The organism is Ochrobactrum sp. PL_is483, assembly GCF_055816855.1.
The window spans coordinates 301,322-320,769 of sequence record NZ_JBVPGS010000032.1 but is presented as its reverse complement, the minus strand read 5'-3'; the positions used below and the strand labels follow the sequence as shown (position 1 = coordinate 320,769).

Sequence of the window (19,448 nt, the reverse complement as noted above, 5' to 3'; positions counted from 1 at the left end):
TGACAAAGACGCCAAAGGCAGCCAGCGCATGAGCGGCTGCAGCCGTTTGCAACGCCTCGCCAGTGCAGGCACAAAACGCGACCCCTCCCAAAAACAAAACCCGCCGAAAAATATCGACGGGTTTGTCAGCGGTCTGAGGCGGCCGAAGCCGCCTAATAAGCAGTGAAAAAGGATCAGACGTCGCCGCTGAACGTATCGCAGGATTCCAGCTTTCCGCTATCGAAGCCACGCTGGAACCATTTGGCGCGCTGGGCCGAGGTGCCGTGATTGAAGCTTTCCGGCACGACATAGCCCTGGCTGCGGCGCTGTAACGTGTCATCGCCGATCTGATGCGCGGCATTCAGCGCTTCCTCAAGGTCGCCCGTTTCCAAAATGCCCTTCTGCTCCGTGTAGTATCCCCACACACCGGCAAAGCAATCGGCCTGCAATTCCACACGCACCGACATCTGATTGGCCTGCGCTTCACTCAGTTGCTGACGCATCTGATTGAATTTGGGCAGGATGCCCAGAAGATTCTGGACATGATGGCCCACCTCATGCGCCAGAACATAGGCCTGCGCGAAATCGCCGGAAGCGCCGAAGCGATTTGCCAGCTCCTTGTAGAAGCTCAGGTCGATGTAGAGCTTGCGGTCGCCGGGGCAGTAAAATGGCCCGGATGCCGCCGAAGCAAAGCCGCAAGCTGAACGGACCTGCCCGGAAAAAAGCACCATCGTCGGGGGCGTATAGGTCTGGCCGCGCGACTGGAAAATGCCTTTCCACACGTCTTCCGTCTCGGCCAGCACCGTGCGGGCAAATTGCGTCGTCTCGTCATTGGAAACAGTGCCGCCCTCGGCAACCGTGCGTCCGGATTGCCCGGCTTGCTGGGTTACGCTCGGTCCCATGCTGCCATCGCCGAACAGGATCGGCAGCGGATCGATGCCAACGGCGCGCAGCACGAAGAACATCACCACCAGAATGAGAATGCCGGAAATGCCGCCGCCGCGAACGATTCGGAAGCCCGGCCCGCCAAAACCGCCGCCAAGGCCCCCGCCGCGACCGAAGCCGCCGCCCATACCACCGCCCTGCTCTCCGCGCAGATCTTCAACATTGTCGCTTTGCCTACGGCCTTGCCAGCGCATTGACCAACTCCCCTGCACCGTGCCGCTCCCAAAGAAGCGCCACTAAAAATATACCCGTAATTGTCGCATAAAGAGTTGGCACGGCAACATAAAAAGTAAATGGCAGCGTCAATCACAAACGAAGACTCTTTCGCAACAGTTTGGGCACAAGAAAGTTTATCCTGCTTCGATAGGCAAAACCGGCCGCCACAAACGCCAGCAGAAGGCAGACCGCGAGAAATGGCGACCGCCATCCATGGGGAAATGCGATCTCATGCATGATGCGTCCTGGCATGAAGGCGAAGGCCCCCGCCCCGAGAATGCCGCCCAGATAGACACGCTTGATGATTCTGCGATGAACTCCGATCTCACCGTTTCTGGCTGCCGCGATGGCGCGTGCGCATCCCAGCAGCACCAGTATCGAAAGACCATGTATCGGGCTGAAACCGCCAACAAGATTGATCTGGTGAATGAAGAAACTCGATATCGCGGTGGCGATCATCAGCATCGCCCAAAGCCGCCCAAGCGCCTTGTGCAGTCTCGTGCCCTTGCGCTGCAAGAAAATGACCAGACCGATAATCGCGGCAGGTATGACGGTCGCAACATGGATTTGAATGGCAAGCGGTGCGTTAAGAAGCGGTTCGAAGTTCATGGCAGGGTTCCTGTTGAATTTCACATCGCTTTCAACAAGACTGCTTTCAGCTCAACCGAAACGGCGTCAAATGCGGGAAAACTACGTGACCGGAGACTTGCAGCAATTCGCGCTTCGTGAATTGTCGACCATTGTTCGCGCGCCGCGCCTGTGGGCCACATTCCTTATCGTCGTCCTGATCTTCACCATCACCGGCCCTTTCGGAACCGATCTGTCGATGCCGGTGGCGGTCCGCTTCTTTTACTGGCTCTCGGTGCAGTTCGCCGGATGGTGCACGGCAATCGTTTTCTCCGTTCTGGCTGATATTGTCCTCGAACGTTTTACCAAGCATGCCTTCGTCCGCATGATGACCGGTTCGATTGTGGCTGCGCTGCCGATCGGGCTCTGGATCGCCTTCATCGACTGGAGCTTTACGGGCAGAACGCCAACGACGAGTGCGGTTCTCGCCAACGCCGCTGTCGCCCTGCCTCTCAGCGCCCTTTTTTGCGTTCTCGCTTACATGACGTTGCGCCGTGAACTGGAAGCCGTACCGAGAAATGTCCCTGATACGCCGCCATTGCTCGCCCGGTTAAAACCCGGCAATCGCGGCGCAATTCTGCGCCTTTCCGCGGAGGACCACTATACCCGGATCATCACCAATCACGGACAGGAACTCCTTCTTCTCCGCTTTTCCGACGCAGTGAAGGAAGTCGGCAATACGAGCGGGCTTCGGATTCATCGCTCGCACTGGATCGCCGATGGGCATGTCGCCGAATTGCGCAGAACCAATGGCGGTTTGAGCCTGCTGACGAAGGACGGCACAATGCTGCCCGTCAGCCGCGCGAGCCAGAAATCAGCCCGTGAACGTTTCGGTTCGTTAAATCTCTAAGGAACTTATATTAGTTCTTCCTCAATTTTCACGTTAATAATTGCAGAAATGCACGGCACTCGCTACAGCATGTTCGTCAATGGGGGCGTGAGAAATGCAGAACCGAAAGCAACTTTACTCGATCCAGATCTTGCGCGGTCTCGCCGCAACTGCCGTCCTGATCGCTCATACGATTGAGCATCCACGCGCTGAAACCAACAATGCCATCACGATGCTGGGCGTTTTCGGTGTTCAACTGTTTTTCGTCATCAGCGGTTTTATCATCGCCTATGTCAACGCCGATGGTCCGTTCCGGCCCGGCGACTTCCTGACAAGGCGCATTTTCCGCATCGTACCGCTTTACTGGCTATGCACGATCACGGTTTTCTTCTGCGCGCTCTATCTGCCGTCCCTGTTCAAAACCACGGTCGCGGATGTTGGCTATTTCATCAAGTCGCTCTTCTTCATTCCTGCCGCCACGCCGGGCGACCCGAGTGACTGGCGCCCGATCTTCAAGCTCGGCTGGTCGCTCAACTACGAACTGTTTTTCTATGCGGTCTTCGCCCTGTTCTGGTGGTGCCAAAGCGCCTTGCAGCGCACGGTCCTCCTGACCATAGTCTTCGGTGCCTGCGTTATCGGAAGCTTCTTTGTCGAGCCGTCGGCAAGTGTCGCCGCGTTCTATCTGCACAAGAACCTGCTGACTTTCATGTGCGGCATGTGGCTGGCGGAAGCGGAAAAACATCGCCTGTGGGAAAGGATGTCCCCGGCAACACTGGCGGGAATCGGCATCCTCGCCGCAGCTGCGCTTTACGGCACCTTCTCCACCCCGCTGGCCGCATTCAACAATTTCCCGACATATCTCATCATGTGCGGTGCGGCTGCCCTGCTGGTCGCTGGCGCATTGGGTGTTGAGCGCTGGCTTGGCGACCTGCGAGACAATTTCTTCGTCGATCTCGGCGCGATTTCCTATTCGCTTTACCTGACGCACATGTTCGTGGTCGGTTTCGGCTGGGCGGTGCTGCGCAAATTGAACCTCGGCCCTGCTACTGAAATCGCCGGCATGGCAGCCATCGTGGTCGCCGCGATAATCGCGGCAAAGATTTCGTATCGCCTGATTGAACAGCCGTCTAACAGGCTCGGCCAGATGCTCGCCAGGCGCAACCAACCATCGCTGAAGGTCGCTCAGGCGGAAGCCTGAACGGCCCGTAAACGCTTCGGTTCGGTTATAACATCTTTCGAGAAAGCAGAATTTTCGTGAATGCCCCCACTTTCTTTGAAATAAAACGATTTGTGGGGTTCCGCTTATCGAAATGATTGCCTATAAGGCCCGCTTAGCCCACAGAATTCATACGCTGCCAACCCGCCGGAAAACCGTGCGGGCTTTTCTGGCAGGCTAAGAAGCATGTCTCTCGAAAGTGGGAACCGGTTTCGGGACAAGATCATGCGCGCGAAGAAGATAGGATGAGCTCATGCCGAAACGTACAGATATCAAATCGATCCTGATTATCGGCGCGGGCCCCATTGTCATCGGCCAGGCTTGCGAGTTCGACTATTCCGGCACGCAGGCCTGCAAGGCGTTGAAAGAGGAAGGCTACCGCATCATCCTCGTCAACTCCAACCCTGCCACGATCATGACCGATCCCGATCTGGCCGATGCGACCTATATCGAGCCGATCACGCCGGAAGTCGTGGCCAAGATCATCGCCAAGGAACGCCCGGACGCGATCCTGCCCACCATGGGCGGCCAGACCGCGCTCAACACCGCATTGTCGCTCCGCCGCATGGGCGTGCTTGAACGTTATAACGTCGAGATGATTGGCGCCAATGCGGAAGCCATCGACAAGGCGGAAGATCGTGCGCTCTTCCGCGAGGCGATGCAGAAGATCGGCCTCGACACGCCGGGCTCGATGCTCGCCAACGCGACCGAAATCAAGGACGAGGACCGCAAGCGCCACGAAGCCAAGCGCGCCGAAGTGAAGGCGCAGTTCTCCGGCGACGACCTCGACAAGGCGCTCGACAAGCTTGAAACCGAATGGCAGCTCGGCGAAGTGGAGCGCAAGCAGCGCTATATGAGCCACGCGCTCGCCAAGGCAGCGCAGGCGCTCGACGTGGTCGGCCTTCCGGCAATCATTCGCCCAAGCTTCACACTCGGCGGCACCGGCGGCGGCATTGCCTATAACCGTCAGGAATTTTTCGAGATCATCGAACGCGGCCTCGACGCCTCGCCGACGACGGAAGTTCTGATCGAAGAGTCGGTTCTGGGCTGGAAAGAATATGAAATGGAAGTCGTCCGCGACAAGGCGGACAACTGCATCATCATCTGCTCGATTGAAAACCTCGACCCGATGGGCGTCCACACCGGCGACTCGATCACGGTTGCGCCTGCCCTGACCTTGACCGACAAGGAATACCAGATCATGCGCAACGCCTCGATTGCGGTGCTGCGCGAGATCGGCGTCGAAACCGGCGGTTCCAACGTGCAGTTCGCGATCAACCCGGCCAATGGCCGCATGATCGTCATCGAAATGAACCCGCGCGTGTCGCGTTCGTCCGCGCTCGCTTCCAAGGCAACCGGCTTCCCGATTGCCAAGGTCGCAGCCAAGCTCGCGGTCGGCTACACGCTCGATGAACTCGACAACGACATTACCGGCGGCGCGACGCCTGCCTCGTTCGAACCGTCGATCGACTATGTCGTCACCAAGATCCCGCGCTTTGCATTCGAGAAATTCCCCGGCTCCTCGCCGATCCTCACCACCGCGATGAAGTCGGTCGGCGAAGTGATGGCCATTGGCCGCACGTTCCAGGAAAGCTTGCAGAAGGCGCTGCGCGGTCTCGAAACCGGCCTGACGGGCCTTGATGAAATTGCCATCCCCAACATCGAGGAAGGCGACGAGAAGAACGCCATCCGCGCTGCTATCGGCACGCCGACGCCGGATCGTCTGCGCATGGTTGCGCAGGCAATGCGCCTTGGCCTCACCACCGAGCAGGTCCACGACGCATCGAAGATCGATCCGTGGTTCCTCGAGCAGATCGAAGCCATCGTGAAGACCGAAGAGCGCATTCGCGAACATGGTCTGCCGCAGGACGCCGAAAATCTGCGCATGCTGAAAGCCATGGGCTTCTCCGATGCGCGTCTCGCCAGCCTCACCGGCAAGGACGCCGAAGACGTGGCGAAGCTGCGCGCCGATCTCGATGTGCATCCGGTCTATAAGCGCATCGATACCTGCGCCGCCGAATTCGCCTCGCCGACCGCCTATATGTACTCGACCTACGAAACGCCTTTCGTCGGTGAGCCGCGCTCGGAAGCGGAAGTGTCGGATCGCAAGAAGGTCGTCATTCTCGGCGGCGGTCCGAACCGTATCGGCCAGGGCATCGAGTTCGACTATTGCTGCTGCCATGCGGCCTTCGCGCTCGGCGATGCTGATTATGAAGCCATCATGGTCAACTGCAACCCGGAAACAGTTTCGACAGACTACGACACGTCGGATCGTCTTTATTTCGAACCGCTGACCGCCGAAGACGTGCTGGAAATCCTGCGCGTGGAACAGGAAAAGGGCACGCTGCACGGCGTCATCGTGCAGTTTGGCGGCCAGACCCCGCTGAAGCTCGCCAATGCGCTTGAAAAGGCAGGCATTCCGATCCTCGGCACCTCGCCGGACGCCATCGACCTTGCCGAAGATCGCGACCGTTTCCAGAAGCTTCTCATCAAGCTCGACCTCAACCAGCCGAAGAACGGCATCGCCTATTCGGTCGAACAGGCCCGCCTCGTCGCCGCCGATCTCGGCTTCCCGCTGGTCGTGCGTCCGTCCTATGTTCTGGGTGGCCGCGCCATGCAGATCATCCACGATGAACGTTCGTTGCAGAACTATCTGCTCGACACCGTGCCGGAACTGGTGCCGGAAGACATCAAAGCAAAGTATCCGAACGACAAGACCGGCCAGATCAACACGCTGCTCGGCAAGAACCCGCTTCTGTTCGATACCTATCTGACCGAAGCCATCGAAGTGGATGTCGATTGCCTGTGCGACGGCAAGGACAGCTTCGTCGCCGGCATCATGGAACATATCGAGGAAGCCGGTATCCACTCGGGCGACTCGGCCTGCTCGCTGCCGGTGCACACGCTTTCGCCGGAAATCGTCGCAGAACTGGAACGCCAGACGGCCGCGCTTGCCAAGGCGCTTCATGTCGGCGGGTTGATGAATGTTCAGTTCGCCATCAAGGACGGCGAAATCTTCATTCTCGAAGTCAATCCGCGTGCATCGCGCACCGTGCCATTCGTGGCAAAGACGGTCGGCACGCCGATTGCCAAGGTCGCAGCCCGCATCATGGCCGGTGAAAGCCTCGAAGCCGCACTCGGCGCTTATGGCGGCACGCCGAAGACGCCTTCCCGCCCGCATATCGCGGTCAAGGAAGCCGTGTTCCCGTTTGCCCGTTTCCCCGGCGTCGATACGCTGCTCGGACCGGAAATGCGCTCGACCGGCGAAGTCATGGGCCTCGACTACGACTATGCTCTGGCCTTCGCAAAGGCACAGCTCGGCGCGGGCGTGGAGCTGCCGCGTGAAGGCACCGTCTTCGTGTCCGTCCGCGATGAGGACAAGGAACGCGTTCTCGGTCCGGTTCGCTTGCTGGCCAGCATTGGCTTCAAGGTCATGGCGACCGGCGGGACGCAGAAGTTCCTCGAAGCCAATGGCGTCGAATCGACCAAGATCAACAAGGTCATCGAAGGCCGTCCGCATGTGGAAGACGCGATCCGCAATCGCCAGATTCATCTGGTCTTCAACACGACCGATAGTGCAAGCGCTGTTTCCGACAGCAAGTCGATCCGCCGCGCAACGCTGATGCAGAAGCTGCCTTACTACACGACCATGGCCGGAGCGGAAGCCGCCGCCGAAGCCATCGCCGCGCTCAAGGCCGGTTCGCTGGAAGTGCGTCCGCTTCAGGATTACTTCCGCTGATCATCTGTCACGATGAGCCTGTTGAGCCGCCGGTCATTCCGGCGGCTTTTTCATGCCGTCTTCAGCGCCGGTAATTCCAGAGGCTTGTTGTCGGGATCATCTTCGAGATGAACCTGCTGGGTGAAGAGCCCCTCGTGCAGATGCGGCTTGCCCAGATGAATGACGGCTGCGTCTTTCAGCTCACTGTCCAGCATGTCGCGGATCCGCTGATAGGCCTCCGTATCGAGGCCATCGAGCGCGCCATCGATGACGATCCATTTCGGCTGCTGGAGGATAAGACGGGCAAAGGCAAGACATTGCCTTTCATCATCGGTCAGCACCCGATCCCATCGTGCGACGTTGTCAAGGCTGGCCGAAAGCCGCCCCAGCCCGGCCCGTTGAAGAAGCTTTTCCAGCGCTTCGTCGGAAAACTGCTTGATGTCGAGCGGGTAAGCGATGACGCCACGGAGATTTCCCGGCGGGAAATAAGGTGCGCGCGGCATGAAGGCGACGCCATTACCGACCGGCATGCCGATCCGCCCCTGCCCCCAGGACCACAACCCGCCCAACGCACGAAACAGCAATGTGCGCTGCGTTTCCGTCCCGCCAGTGACGAGCACGCGTTCTCCGGCCTTTACGGCGAGGGTCTCGCGTGAAAGCTTCAGGCACTGCTCCGGCGCCGCGATGGAAACGCCGTCGAGCGTCAGCACATCGCCGTCATTGACGGCAAGATCGATCTGCCGGTCCAGACGGCCAAGCGCATCCATATGCAGCACCGCCTGACGAAAGCTCGCGACGCGAAGCAGCGTCGCCCGCCAGTCGGCGATCGCCCCGAAATTATCCACGAACCAGCGCAGCGCGTTATGCACCTGCGTGAATGCGCCGACGGCCATCATCAGTCCGCCGAATGTCAGCCCGCCGCCGAAATAGACCGGAGCCGCCACAAGGATCGGCGCCACGATCGTCAGCCAGCCATAACCGGCCGTCACCCATGTCAGCCGGGTGGTCGCATAGACGATCTTGCGGATCGCGCCCAGAACCGCATCGATATCCAGATCGAGGCGGCGTCTTTCATCCCCTTCCCCACGGGACAGGGTAATGGCGTCGAGGTGCTCGTTGACACGCATCAGCGACGCGCGAAAATCCGCCTCGCGCGCATAGCGATTGGCATTGATATTGACCAGGCTGCGCCCGACGATCCATGTGAGCCATGACGCGGAGGCCGCATAGATGATAACGGCCCAGACCATGTAGCCGGGGATCGAGAAACTGTAACCCGCGACGTGAAACACGAAGCCGCTCGACAGCGACCACAAGACCCCGACAAAACTCACCAGAATAACGGTCGACTGGAGCAGGTTGATCCCCAGATCGCAGGAGGTTTCGGCCAGATGGCGGGCGTCTTCATGCAGGCGCTGATCCGGGTTGATGCCAATCTCGCCCGCATTGGCCAGCCGAAAGGCACGTCCCGGCACCAGCCATTGCCCCACCAGATCGCGGGCCAGCCCCTCGCGCATCTTCAGCTTGAACATCTGGTTGAGCCAGGTCTGCGATACGTTGAGCAGCAGAAGAGCGCCTGCGATCCCGAAGAAGACCATCAACTGGTGGAAGAAGGCCTGTAAATCCCGGCGGGCAAGCGCATCATAAAACGGCTCATTCCAGCGATTGATGGCGACCTGCCCGATGGCGATCAGCACGACAAGCACGAAAATGCCGGTCCCCAGCGCGATCAGCGTGTTGCGCACTGGCGAAACCAGAAATGCGCCCACCATCATCGAGACCTGTGAAAAAAGATCGGTTCCATCGCGTGACGGAGTGCCGCCTATCAGCTTTGCTGAACTTTTGCGCAGGCGTTCCGTGACGCTGCGCCTCACCCTCTTGCGGGGACGGCCTTTTTTGGGTGCGCCCTGCTTCGTCTTGTCCTTGTCCGGTTCAGACGTCATGTTCTGCCTCGCTGCCCACCCGCCGTTCAATTTTGCAGATATATTCGCAACATGCGCATTATGTACGTCACGCGGAAGTCAAAGATAGGAGATCGGCACGCTTTTCGTGCAAACCAGCTGTAGTGACCCACAACAATATGCGGGTTTAGTCGAAAACCGTTCGATGCGATCATGGCCGGAACCCGAAGCTTGCCGGAAAATTCCATGGCCATCACAATCAAGCCTATCGACAAGGTCCTCATTTATGCGACGTGGAACCACCGCCTGCTCGTCTTTGAAGAACCAGATTTTCCCGAAATGCCGCTTCAGGTGCCGGGCGGCACGGTCGATGCAGGAGAAGACATTCTCGCCGCCGCCTATCGCGAATTCGCCGAAGAGACGGGGCTTCTTCACGGCGATGGCATGACCCATCTCGAAACCGTCGATTACGACTATCCGGAAAAAGGCGGCACCGAGCTGCACCGTCGCCATTGTTTCCATTTGAAATTGAACGCGGCGATGCCTGAAACCTGGGATCACCATGAAATGTCGCCATGTGACGGAAGCGCTCCGATTCTGTTCAGGCTGTTCTGGCTCGACCAATGGAGCGCTCAAAACCGTCTGGGACTCGGGATGGCGAAAAGCCTGAGTAAAATCAGTTTCTAGCTCGTATGCGAGCTGTCTTGTGTTGGTCAACTTTGTCGCATATAGTTAGCGCATCGATTTTTCGGTCGAGTGACTTTGCGACCCGTGCGGCCAGCCGTGCTTCCTGACGATCTCCTGTCCATAAATTCGATCCACAGGGACGTGTGCGAAGCATACGGACTACTCTACTACTAATGTTACAAAGGAATTTCCCATGGCTACGGGAACAGTTAAGTGGTTCAACACGACCAAGGGCTTCGGCTTCATCCAGCCTGACCAGGGCGGCACGGACGTTTTCGTTCACATCTCCGCCGTTCAGCGCGCTGGCCTTGCCACGCTCGACGAAGGTCAGAAGGTTTCTTACGAAATCGTTCAGGACCGCCGTTCGGGCCGTTCGTCTGCCGACAACCTCGTCGCAGCGTAATTTTTGCCGCAAGGCATAGAAAAGGCGGGTCTTCGGGCCCGCCTTTTTGTTTGTCCGCTTTTCTCACCGTTTCAGCGCCATCGCGCTTGTGCAAGCATCGGCGCAGGACAGAAGGTTACGGCAGCCAGTCGATCGGCACATGCCCCTTGTCGCTGGCGACACGCTGCAACCATTCGCCCACGGCAGGATATTGCTGCATGTCGAAACCGCCAAGATGGGCCTCATGCGTGTAGGCATAGAGCGCGATATCGGCCACCGTATAATTGTCTCCGGCGATGAACGGCGTCTTCTTCAGCTGGGTTTCCATCACCGCCAGCGCCTTTTCGCCGCCAGCCAGCGTGGAAGCCAGACGCTCCGGCGTCGCGTCACGCGACCGCTCCGGATAGACCTTCAACGCACGGCGTACCGCGATGTAAGGCTCGTGGCTATATTGTTCGAAGAAAAGCCACTGATAGACCAGAGCGCGCTCGTAAGCGTCTTTCGGCAACAGGGGCGTTCCTTCCGCCAGATGCAAGAGAATGGCGTTCGATTCCGCGAGGAAACGCCCGTCTTCCAGTTCCAGCAGCGGAACCTTGCCGTTCGGGTTCTTGGCCAGATATTCCGGCGTGCGCGTCGATCCATCAAGCGAGGAAACCGCGACATGGCGAAAGGGCCTGCCGATCTTCGCCAGAAGCAGGCGAGGTTTGTAGCAATTGCCGGAATCGACTTGTTCATAAAGCGTCAGCATGATCGTCTCCTGTTTTGCCGCAATATTCCTGCCCGTCGGCATCCTGTCCAATCAGTTTCTTTGCGTTAATATGTCAGCATTGCTGATGGATCTGTTCGTTTCGGCAACACATTTGCGCGAAATCCCGCAATTGCCGACGAATTCCCAATCCTTCTGTTGCGCTTCTGGCGCCGATGGGACATAGAAAATTCGCAAAACCGGACCGCGCCCGGTGCCGGTTAACAGAGCCTGCCATCTATGGAGATCTATCATGGCATTTCTCGCCGACGCCCTTTCCCGTGTAAAGCCCTCTGCGACCATCGCGGTCAGCCAGAAAGCACGTGAACTGAAAGCCAAGGGCAAGGACGTGATTGGTCTCGGTGCGGGCGAGCCCGACTTTGACACGCCGGACAATATCAAGCAGGCGGCTATCGACGCGATCAATCGCGGCGAAACGAAGTACACGCCCATCTCCGGCATTCCCGAGCTGCGTCAGGCCATCGTTGCCAAGTTCAAGCGCGAAAACGGTCTCGACTACAAGCCGGAACAGACCATCGTCGGCACCGGCGGCAAGCAGATCCTGTTCAACGCCTTCATGGCGACGCTGAACCCGGGCGATGAAGTCATCATCCCTGCCCCTTACTGGGTAAGCTATCCTGAAATGGTGGCGATCAATGGCGGCAACCCGGTCTTCATCAACACCAAGATCGAGGACAATTTCAAGCTGACCGCCGCCGATCTGGAAAAGGCCATCACGCCGAAGACCAAGTGGCTGATCTTCAACTCGCCGTCGAACCCGACCGGCGCGGCTTACACGGAAGCAGAACTCAAGTCCCTGACCGATGTTCTGGTTCGTCATCCGCATGTCTGGATTCTGACCGACGACATGTATGAGCATCTGGTTTATGGCGATTTCGTCTTCACGACGCCTGCTCAGGTCGAGCCTTCGCTCTATGACCGCACGCTCACCATGAACGGCGTGTCGAAGGCCTATGCCATGACCGGCTGGCGTATCGGCTATGCCGCAGGACCGCTGCAGCTCATCAAGGCCATGGATATGGTTCAGGGCCAGCAGACCTCGGGCGCCTGCTCCATCGCGCAGTGGGCTGCGGTCGAGGCGCTGAACGGCACCCAGGATTTCATCCCGGAAAACAAGAAGATCTTCCAGGCCCGTCGCGATCTGGTCGTCTCGATGCTCAACCAGGCCAAGGGCATCCAGTGCCCGACGCCGGAAGGTGCGTTCTACGTCTACCCGTCCTGCGCTGACCTGATCGGCAAGAAGACGGAAGCTGGCAAGGTCATCGAAACCGACGAAGATTTCGTCACCGAATTGCTGGAAGCCGAAGGCGTTGCCGTCGTTCATGGCTCGGCATTCGGCCTCGGACCGAACTTCCGCATTTCCTATGCGACGTCGGATGCGCTGCTTGAAGAAGCCTGCACCCGCATCCAGCGCTTCTGCGCCAGCCTGCGCTAGGGCATTTCCAGCAAAGGCGTGAAATAGTCAGAGCAAAGAATACCAAGGGGCCGAAAGGCCCCTTTTTCATGTCTGCAATTTGAGACATGCCGTAGCTGGTGTGTCCGGCTTCCCGGACCTGTCAAAAGAGACAGTTGAGCGCGAAAAACATCTGGCTATCGTTGCAATGCGTCGCCCTGCCCGGCGAAAAGCCAAAAAAAAAGCCAGACAAATGTCTGGCTTTGAGTTTTGAAGGTGCCTTCGAGGCAAACCTCCAGAGGGGAACACTCAGCCTGCGCAAATGGGAGGAGGAAACGCAGCGCTGAGATGATCTTTATATGCCTGTTGCCCATTGTTTTTGCAATGCGACTTTAGCGCAATGCAGCTATGCGTTTTACGCATGACTATACCAGACATGAAAATCATTTAAAATCATGTGGTTAGGCCGAATAAAACTACTTCGTAATATTATAATGAGCAGATCGACCGCCTAAAGCATGGGCATCGACAGCAAAACCATGCCCGCAAATTTAGCAAATCACCCTTTTTGAGTCGCCCAAGGCAGATGTCACGCAACTGTCACTGCAATGCAGCGGGCCTGTCACACAACGCGCCTAAAAGCCCCGGCAAGACGCCGCGCATGATGCGCCCGGCGCATGTGCGGCGCGTGAAAAGTGCTGCCCACAGACAGACCCGAAAAGGAGCGTACCCGTGCGGATCGTTCAGATTACAGACACCCACCTCAGCCCAATCAAGCCGCACTTCAATCGCAACTGGGAGCCGCTCGTTGCCTGGATCGACCAGCAGAAGCCCGATCTCATCATCCACACCGGCGACCTGACGGTCGATGGCGCCGACGTGGAGGCCGACCTTCTGTTCTGCCGCGCCTGCCTGAACGAACTTCCCGCCCGCGTCCTCACCCTTCCGGGCAATCACGATATTGGTCATCTTCCCGAAAGCCACCAGCCCGTCAATCCGCAGCGCCTGATGCGCTGGCGCCGTCATATCGGCCCGGACCGCTGGGCGGAAAACTTCGGCGACTGGCGCATTATCGGCCTCAACAGCCTCGTCATCGGCTCCGGCGAAGCCGAAGAAGCCGAACAGTTCCAGTGGCTCGAAGATGAATTGAAGCACAGCGACGGCAAGCCGGTCGCCGTCTTCGCACACAAGCCGCTTTTCGTAGACGATCCGGACGAGGGCGACAGCGGTTACTGGGGCATCCGCCCTGCCCCGCGCCAGCGCCTCTATGATCTTTTCGCGCAGCATAATGTGCAGCTTCACGCCAGCGGCCATCTGCACCGCGCATGGTCGGGCGATGCCTTCGGCACGAACTATGTCTGGGCGCCTGCCGCAGCCTTCATCGTCGGGCCGATGGAACGCGATCTCCCCGGCGAGCGCATTCTGGGCGCGGTCGTTCACGATCTCGATGAAGTTGCCACAAGCAGCATCGTGCGCATCGATGCGCTGACGCCCTATGTCATCGATGATGTGGTGCATGAAGTTTATCCGCATCACACCGGCGACGGCGAGAAGGTTATCGAGGAGGCAAGCCAGTGAGCACGCTCGTCCTCCGCGACATCGGCAAATCCTACGGGGGAAACCGCATTCTCGATGGCATTTCCATCGAAGCCGCGGAAGGCGAATTCATCGCCCTTGTCGGCCCGTCTGGATGCGGCAAGAGCACGCTTTTACGCATTCTCGCCGGTCTCGACCATGCGGATGAAGGAAGCGTCGAGCTTGCAGGGCGCAATATAACCGGCGCGCACCCTGCCGATCGCAACATCGCCATGGTGTTCCAGTCCTATGCGCTCTATCCCCACCTGACGGCGGCGCAGAACATTGCCGTGCCGCTTGCGATGCGCGATCTGACCGCCGTGGAACGCCTGCCTATGATCGGCGCTTTCGTTCCGGGACAGCGCGGCAAACGCGCCGCCATCCAGAAACAGGTCAAGGCAACCGCAACCAGCCTCAAGATCGACCATCTGCTTGACCGCAAGCCGGGCCAGATGTCGGGCGGCCAGCGCCAGCGCGTGGCGCTCGCCCGTGCGCTCGTGCGCCAGCCGGGCGCATTCCTGATGGATGAGCCGCTGTCGAACCTCGATGCCAATCTGCGCGTTCACACCCGTGCGGAAATCGTCGAACTGCATCGCCGCGCCGGTGTTCCCACCATCTACGTGACCCACGATCAGGCCGAAGCGCTCAGCATGGCCGACCGCGTAGCGGTGATGATGGGCGGCAAGCTGCTGCAGATCGACACGCCGACCGCGATCTATAACGATCCGCGCCATATCGAGGTCGCACAATTCATCGGCACGCCGCGCATCAATATTCTGGAAGCATTGGTCAGCGATAACGGCATGGTGCATTTTGCCGGTCGCGCCATCTTGCAGGATGTCGCTGCCCATTCCGGCACCAATATCCGCATCGGCATTCGTCCCGAACATTTTAAGCTCAAGCCGCACGACAAGACAGGCATTGCCGGCATGGTCTCGCGGATCGAGTTTCTGGGCTCGGAAGTGCTCGTCTACCTCAAGGCGCCCGGTGCAGCGCAGGATCTTACCGTGAAGCTTGCCCCGGAAGAAGCTCGCGACATCGTTGTCGGCCTCCCCGTCGGCCTGCATTTCGATGCAGGCCACGCCTATCTCTTCGGGGAAGACGGCCTGCGCCTGCGCCAGCCCGCCGGGAATATCGTCAAAACCGCATCGCCGGCAAAGGCCGCCGCTCATGTCTGATATAACGTTAACCGGCTCTGCGGCCACCGGCGCGCGCACAGCGGCGGAGGAAGCCCGCCGCCGCGAGGAACGGCTTGCCTGGAAGCTGGCGGCTCCGGCTATCGTCCTGACGGTGCTGCTGATTCTTCTTCCGACAGCCGCCGTCATTTTCTGGAGCCTGACCAATTTCGAGCTCGGCTATGACGGTTTCGAATTCATCGGGCTGGAAAACTATGCCGAACTGTTCAGTGACCGCACTTTCCTCGTCTCGCTGAAGAACACCGCCATCTATACCGCCATCGTCGCGCCCGCGTCCGTCTTTCTCGGTCTCGGCGTGGCCCTCCTTATCGAAGGCGAAGTTCGCGGCAAATCCTTCTTCCGCACGGTTTACTTCCTGCCGGTGGCTTCGCTCCTCGTCGCCATGGCCACCGTCTGGCAATATCTGCTGCACCCGACCCTTGGCCCCGTCAACGCCATGCTGGGCCTGATCGGCATTGCCGGTCCCAACTGGCTCGGCTCCAGCGACACCGTGCTGTTCAGCCTCGCACTGATCGGCGTCTGGCAGAGCGTCGGCTTCAATATGGTGCTGTTTCTGGCGGGCCTGACAGCCATTCCGCGAGAGCTCTATTCCGCTGCCGAAGTGGACGGCGTGAAAAACGGCTGGGAGCGCTTCCGGCTGGTCACATGGCCCCTGCTCGGCCCGACCACGCTTTTCGTCACGACGATCAGCATCATCAACGCCGTGAAAGTCTTCGAAACTGTCAAGACGCTGACCGAAGGCGGTCCGAACAAGGCTTCGGAAGTCCTGCTCTGGACCATCTATCAGGAAGGCTTCGTCTATCTGCGCGTCGGCTATGCCTCCGCCATGACGGTGATCTTTCTCGCGGTTCTCGTGATCCTGATGATGCTGCAATTCCGCGTGCTGGACCGCCGCACCCATTATTGAGGATACCCGGATGACATTGGCTCGTTCTTTCCGTCTTGGACTTCTGTCGCTGGGTGCCCTGCTTTTCCTCGCGCCCTATATCTTCATGCTGTCGACGGCAGCAAAATCGCAGCAGGACATATTCTCCTCCTCCCTGTCGCTGATCCCGCACAACTGGGCGCTTTGGGACAATCTGGCCAAGGCGATGAGCCGCGTACCGATGGGGCTTTTGCTGTTCAACGGCGTGGTCGTCTGCGCGCTCGTCCTGGTCATCCAGGTCGTGGTCGCCATCCCTTGCGCCTACGCCATGGCAAAGCTCAACTTCCGCGGCCAGCGCATCATGATGATGATGGTCATGCTCGGCCTGCTGGTGCCGATCCATGCCACGGCACTGCCCTTCTATGTCGGCTTCAATCAGCTCGGCGTGCTCAACAGCTACTTTGCCCTCAGCGCCCCGTTCTTCATCTCGGTCTTCGGCATATTCCTGTTCCTGCAATTCTTCCGCGCCATGCCGGATGATCTCATCAGCGCCGCGCGTCTCGATGGCATGTCGGAAGCGGGCATCGTCATGCGGGTGATCGTGCCGAATGCCTGGCCTGCGATTACCGCCTTCTCGATCTTTTCGGTCGTCGCGCACTGGAACGACCTGTTCTGGCCGCTGATCGTCGTCAACGGCATGGAACGCGCCACGCCGCCGCTGGGCCTCCTTTATTTCCGCGCCGCCGAAGCAGGCGACGACTACGGCGCGCTGATGGCGGCAACCCTCATCATCACCCTGCCGCTGCTGCTGGCATTTCTGGCCGCCCAGCGCCGCTTCATCGAAGGCATCACCCTCACCGGCCTCAAGGGCTGAATTCGTCCCTCCCATCCTCCACAGGAGTTCAAACATGAAACGCTTTTCCGGCGCCCTTGCTGCTCTGGCCATAGCAACGGCCTTCGGCTCGCCCGCCCTTGCCGACACGACGCTGAACGTGCACTACCCGATGCCGGGTTTCTTCAAGGATGTCATGGCCGACATCTCCAAGAAGTTCATGGAAGAAAATCCGGACATCAAGATCAACTTCGTCAGCCCCTCGGCAACCTACGAAGAAGGCATCCAGACGATCATGCGTCAGGCCGGCACGTCGGAAATGCCGGATATCACCTTCACCGGCCTGAACCGCCTGCGCGTGCTGGCGGAGCGCAATATCGGCGTCGACATGAAGCCGCTGGTCGAAAAAGAAAACGACATGGAAGCGCAGGGCTTCACCGATCACCTGCTCAGCCTCGCCCGCGTCGGCGACCGTCAGGTCGGTCTTGCTTTCGCAACCTCCAACCCGATCATGTATTACAATGCCGATCTCCTGAAGGCGGCAGGTGGCAATCCAGACAATCCGCCGACCAGTTGGGACGAAGTGATCGAGCTCGGCGGCAAGATCAAGGCGCTTGGCAACGGCAATGAGGGCATCGATTTCCGCTGGCAGGGCGACGACTGGATGTTTTCAGCGCTTCTGTTCGGCGCGGGCGGCACCATGTTGACCGAAGACGAGAAGAAGGTCGCCTTCAACGGACCGGAGGGGCTTGAAGCCTTCAAGCTCATCAACCGCATGGTGAAGGAAGGCGGCATGCCGGTTCTGACCAAGGCGGCTGGCGAGCAGGCTTTCGCGGCTGGCAAGGTCGGCTTCTCGTTCCAGACGACCGGCGCGCTGCGCAACACGATCAAGAATGTCGGCGACAAGTTCGATCTTCGCACGGCGAAAATCCCGCTCATCAACGCCGAAAAGGGCCGTCTTCCAACCGGCGGCAACGCGGTTGTCATCCTGACCGAAGATCAGGCCAAGCTCGATGCGGCATGGAAATTCGCCAAATTCGCCGCCGGACCTTATGGCGCATCGGTCGTCGTTCCCGGCACCGGCTACGTGCCGAACAACGAGCTGGCCGCGAAGTCCGACGAATATCTCGGCAAGTTCTATGAGGAAAATCCGCTCTTCAAGGCCGGTCTGAGCCAGATGTCGCTGATGATCCCGTGGTATGCCTTCCCCGGTTCCAACGGCGTGAAGGTGACGCAAACCATCGTGGACAATCTTTCGCGCGTCGTTGAGCAGTCCGCCACTCCGGAAGACGCCCTTGCCGATGCCTCCAGGGAAGTCCAGCGCCTGCTGCCACGCAAGTAGTCAGCCATCACCAAAAACAAAAAGGCCGCGCTGATTGCCAGCGCGGCCTTTTTTCAATCACGGCATGCGATCAATAGGTCCAGTTGCGGGCCTTCGAGAACAGGAAGTCGCGGAAGGCGTGCAGTTTCGCGGAATTCTTCAAGGCTTCCGGATAGCAGAAGAACGTATCGAAGGAAGGTATTTCCTCCAGTTCCGGCAGAAGCTGCACCAGGCCGGATTCCTTGTCCGCCATATAGTCGGGCAGGACGGCGATACCGACGCCGCGCTGCACGGCGCGGCGGATCGACAGGAGATTGTTGACCTGCAATGCCGGGATGCGCGAGCTGCCATCGGTGCGTCCGGCGATCTCCAGCCAGTTGAGGCCGGTCAGATAACTCGGCGCCGGTTCACCGAAGGTCACGACGCGGTGCTGGTCGATCTCGTCTATCGAGTTGAGCTTGCCATATTTCGAGACATAACCCGCCGACGCATAGACATGCATATGCACCGTGAACAGACGGCGCTGGATCAGGTCGGGCTGCTGCGGCTGCCGCAACCGGATGGCGCAATCCGCATGGCGCATCGTCAGGTCCAGCTCCTCATTGTCGAGGATCAGCTGAAGCTGGATATCGGGATAAAGCTCGACAAATTCCTGAATGCGCTCAATCAGCCAGCCGGAACCGAGACCGACGGTCGTCGTGACGCGCAGGCGGCCCGTCGGCTTTTCCTTGCTCTCGGCCAGTCTCGACCGAACATTTTCAAGCTTCATCAGCACGTCATGTGCGGTGCGATAGAGCGTTTCGCCCTGCTCGGTCAGGATAAGACCGCGCGCATGACGATGAAACAGCGGGACGCCGACATCCTGCTCCAACGCGCTTACCTGACGCGAAATAGCCGATTGCGACAGATGCAATGTCTGGGCGGCGTGGGTGAACGACCCAGCCTCAGCCGCCGCATGAAAAATGCGCAGTTTATCCCAGTCGAGCGGTGCGACCACGGT

16 protein-coding genes are annotated in these 19,448 nt (G+C 59.1%); 11 read left to right on the top strand and 5 right to left on the bottom strand.

Annotated features, from left to right (window positions below; all coding sequences use genetic code 11):
• Nucleotides 1-173: 173 nt before the first annotated feature.
• Entirely contained in the window at nucleotides 174-1,118 is a 945-nt protein-coding gene (gene ypfJ / locus AC0TNJ_RS10070) for a KPN_02809 family neutral zinc metallopeptidase (RefSeq protein ID WP_473769635.1), read from the bottom strand.
• A 112-nt stretch (nucleotides 1,119-1,230) separates the two neighbouring features.
• Nucleotides 1,231-1,749 carry a DUF2306 domain-containing protein gene (locus AC0TNJ_RS10065; protein WP_473771004.1) on the bottom strand — a complete coding sequence of 173 codons (519 nt, stop codon included), beginning with the start codon at nucleotides 1,747-1,749 and terminating at the stop codon, nucleotides 1,231-1,233.
• A gap of 70 nt (nucleotides 1,750-1,819) precedes the next feature.
• On the opposite strand from AC0TNJ_RS10065, the gene AC0TNJ_RS10060 reads away from it, so the two are divergent.
• From AC0TNJ_RS10060 to carB, 3 genes are all read left to right on the top strand, one after another.
• Entirely contained in the window at nucleotides 1,820-2,617 is a 798-nt protein-coding gene (locus tag AC0TNJ_RS10060) for a LytTR family DNA-binding domain-containing protein (RefSeq protein WP_473771003.1), read from the top strand.
• 94 nt (nucleotides 2,618-2,711) lie between these two features.
• Nucleotides 2,712-3,794, top strand: a complete 1,083-nt coding sequence (locus tag AC0TNJ_RS10055; RefSeq protein WP_122001249.1) for an acyltransferase family protein — start codon at nucleotides 2,712-2,714, stop codon at nucleotides 3,792-3,794.
• 271 nt (nucleotides 3,795-4,065) lie between these two features.
• The gene (carB, locus tag AC0TNJ_RS10050; RefSeq protein ID WP_122001250.1) at nucleotides 4,066-7,551 is read left to right on the top strand and encodes a carbamoyl-phosphate synthase large subunit; all 3,486 of its coding nucleotides are present in this window, start codon (nucleotides 4,066-4,068) and stop codon (nucleotides 7,549-7,551) included.
• Between the two features lie 50 nt (nucleotides 7,552-7,601).
• Here the strand turns inward: carB and AC0TNJ_RS10045 are convergent, their stop codons facing one another.
• Nucleotides 7,602-9,473 carry an ABC transporter ATP-binding protein/permease gene (locus tag AC0TNJ_RS10045; protein WP_473771002.1) on the bottom strand — a complete coding sequence of 624 codons (1,872 nt, stop codon included), beginning with the start codon at nucleotides 9,471-9,473 and terminating at the stop codon, nucleotides 7,602-7,604.
• 204 nt (nucleotides 9,474-9,677) lie between these two features.
• On the opposite strand from AC0TNJ_RS10045, the gene AC0TNJ_RS10040 reads away from it, so the two are divergent.
• Together AC0TNJ_RS10040 and AC0TNJ_RS10035 are read left to right on the top strand one after the other, a co-directional pair.
• Entirely contained in the window at nucleotides 9,678-10,118 is a 441-nt protein-coding gene (locus tag AC0TNJ_RS10040) for an NUDIX hydrolase (protein WP_473771001.1), read from the top strand.
• 193 nt (nucleotides 10,119-10,311) lie between these two features.
• On the top strand, nucleotides 10,312-10,521 hold the full coding sequence (locus tag AC0TNJ_RS10035; RefSeq protein ID WP_006471898.1) for a cold-shock protein: 210 nt from the start codon (nucleotides 10,312-10,314) through the stop codon (nucleotides 10,519-10,521).
• Nucleotides 10,522-10,636: 115 nt separating this feature from the next.
• On the opposite strand, the gene AC0TNJ_RS10030 is transcribed toward AC0TNJ_RS10035, so the two are convergent.
• The gene (locus tag AC0TNJ_RS10030) at nucleotides 10,637-11,248 is read right to left on the bottom strand and encodes a glutathione S-transferase family protein (protein WP_473771000.1); all 612 of its coding nucleotides are present in this window, start codon (nucleotides 11,246-11,248) and stop codon (nucleotides 10,637-10,639) included.
• A 250-nt stretch (nucleotides 11,249-11,498) separates the two neighbouring features.
• Between AC0TNJ_RS10030 and AC0TNJ_RS10025 the strand changes: the two genes are divergently transcribed.
• From AC0TNJ_RS10025 to AC0TNJ_RS10000, 6 genes are all read left to right on the top strand, one after another.
• Nucleotides 11,499-12,701, top strand: a complete 1,203-nt coding sequence (locus AC0TNJ_RS10025) for a pyridoxal phosphate-dependent aminotransferase (RefSeq protein WP_112585818.1) — start codon at nucleotides 11,499-11,501, stop codon at nucleotides 12,699-12,701.
• A 690-nt stretch (nucleotides 12,702-13,391) separates the two neighbouring features.
• On the top strand, nucleotides 13,392-14,237 hold the full coding sequence (locus AC0TNJ_RS10020) for a metallophosphoesterase family protein (RefSeq protein WP_473770999.1): 846 nt from the start codon (nucleotides 13,392-13,394) through the stop codon (nucleotides 14,235-14,237).
• On the top strand, nucleotides 14,234-15,412 hold the full coding sequence (locus tag AC0TNJ_RS10015) for an ABC transporter ATP-binding protein (RefSeq protein WP_473770998.1): 1,179 nt from the start codon (nucleotides 14,234-14,236) through the stop codon (nucleotides 15,410-15,412). The genes AC0TNJ_RS10020 and AC0TNJ_RS10015 overlap by 4 nt, the downstream gene beginning before the upstream one ends.
• A complete protein-coding gene (locus AC0TNJ_RS10010) occupies nucleotides 15,405-16,337 on the top strand; it encodes a carbohydrate ABC transporter permease (RefSeq protein ID WP_473770997.1) in 933 nt (310 codons plus the stop codon). Before AC0TNJ_RS10015 ends, AC0TNJ_RS10010 begins: the two co-directional genes overlap by 8 nt.
• A gap of 10 nt (nucleotides 16,338-16,347) precedes the next feature.
• Nucleotides 16,348-17,169, top strand: coding sequence for a carbohydrate ABC transporter permease (locus AC0TNJ_RS10005; protein WP_021586936.1), 822 nt, complete (start codon nucleotides 16,348-16,350; stop codon nucleotides 17,167-17,169).
• 34 nt (nucleotides 17,170-17,203) lie between these two features.
• Nucleotides 17,204-18,469 (top strand): ABC transporter substrate-binding protein, encoded by a 1,266-nt coding sequence (locus AC0TNJ_RS10000; protein ID WP_473770996.1) that lies wholly within the window; start codon nucleotides 17,204-17,206, stop codon nucleotides 18,467-18,469.
• 70 nt (nucleotides 18,470-18,539) lie between these two features.
• Here the strand turns inward: AC0TNJ_RS10000 and AC0TNJ_RS09995 are convergent, their stop codons facing one another.
• Nucleotides 18,540-19,445, bottom strand: coding sequence for a LysR family transcriptional regulator (locus AC0TNJ_RS09995; RefSeq protein ID WP_122001258.1), 906 nt, complete (start codon nucleotides 19,443-19,445; stop codon nucleotides 18,540-18,542).
• Nucleotides 19,446-19,448 lie beyond the last annotated feature (3 nt).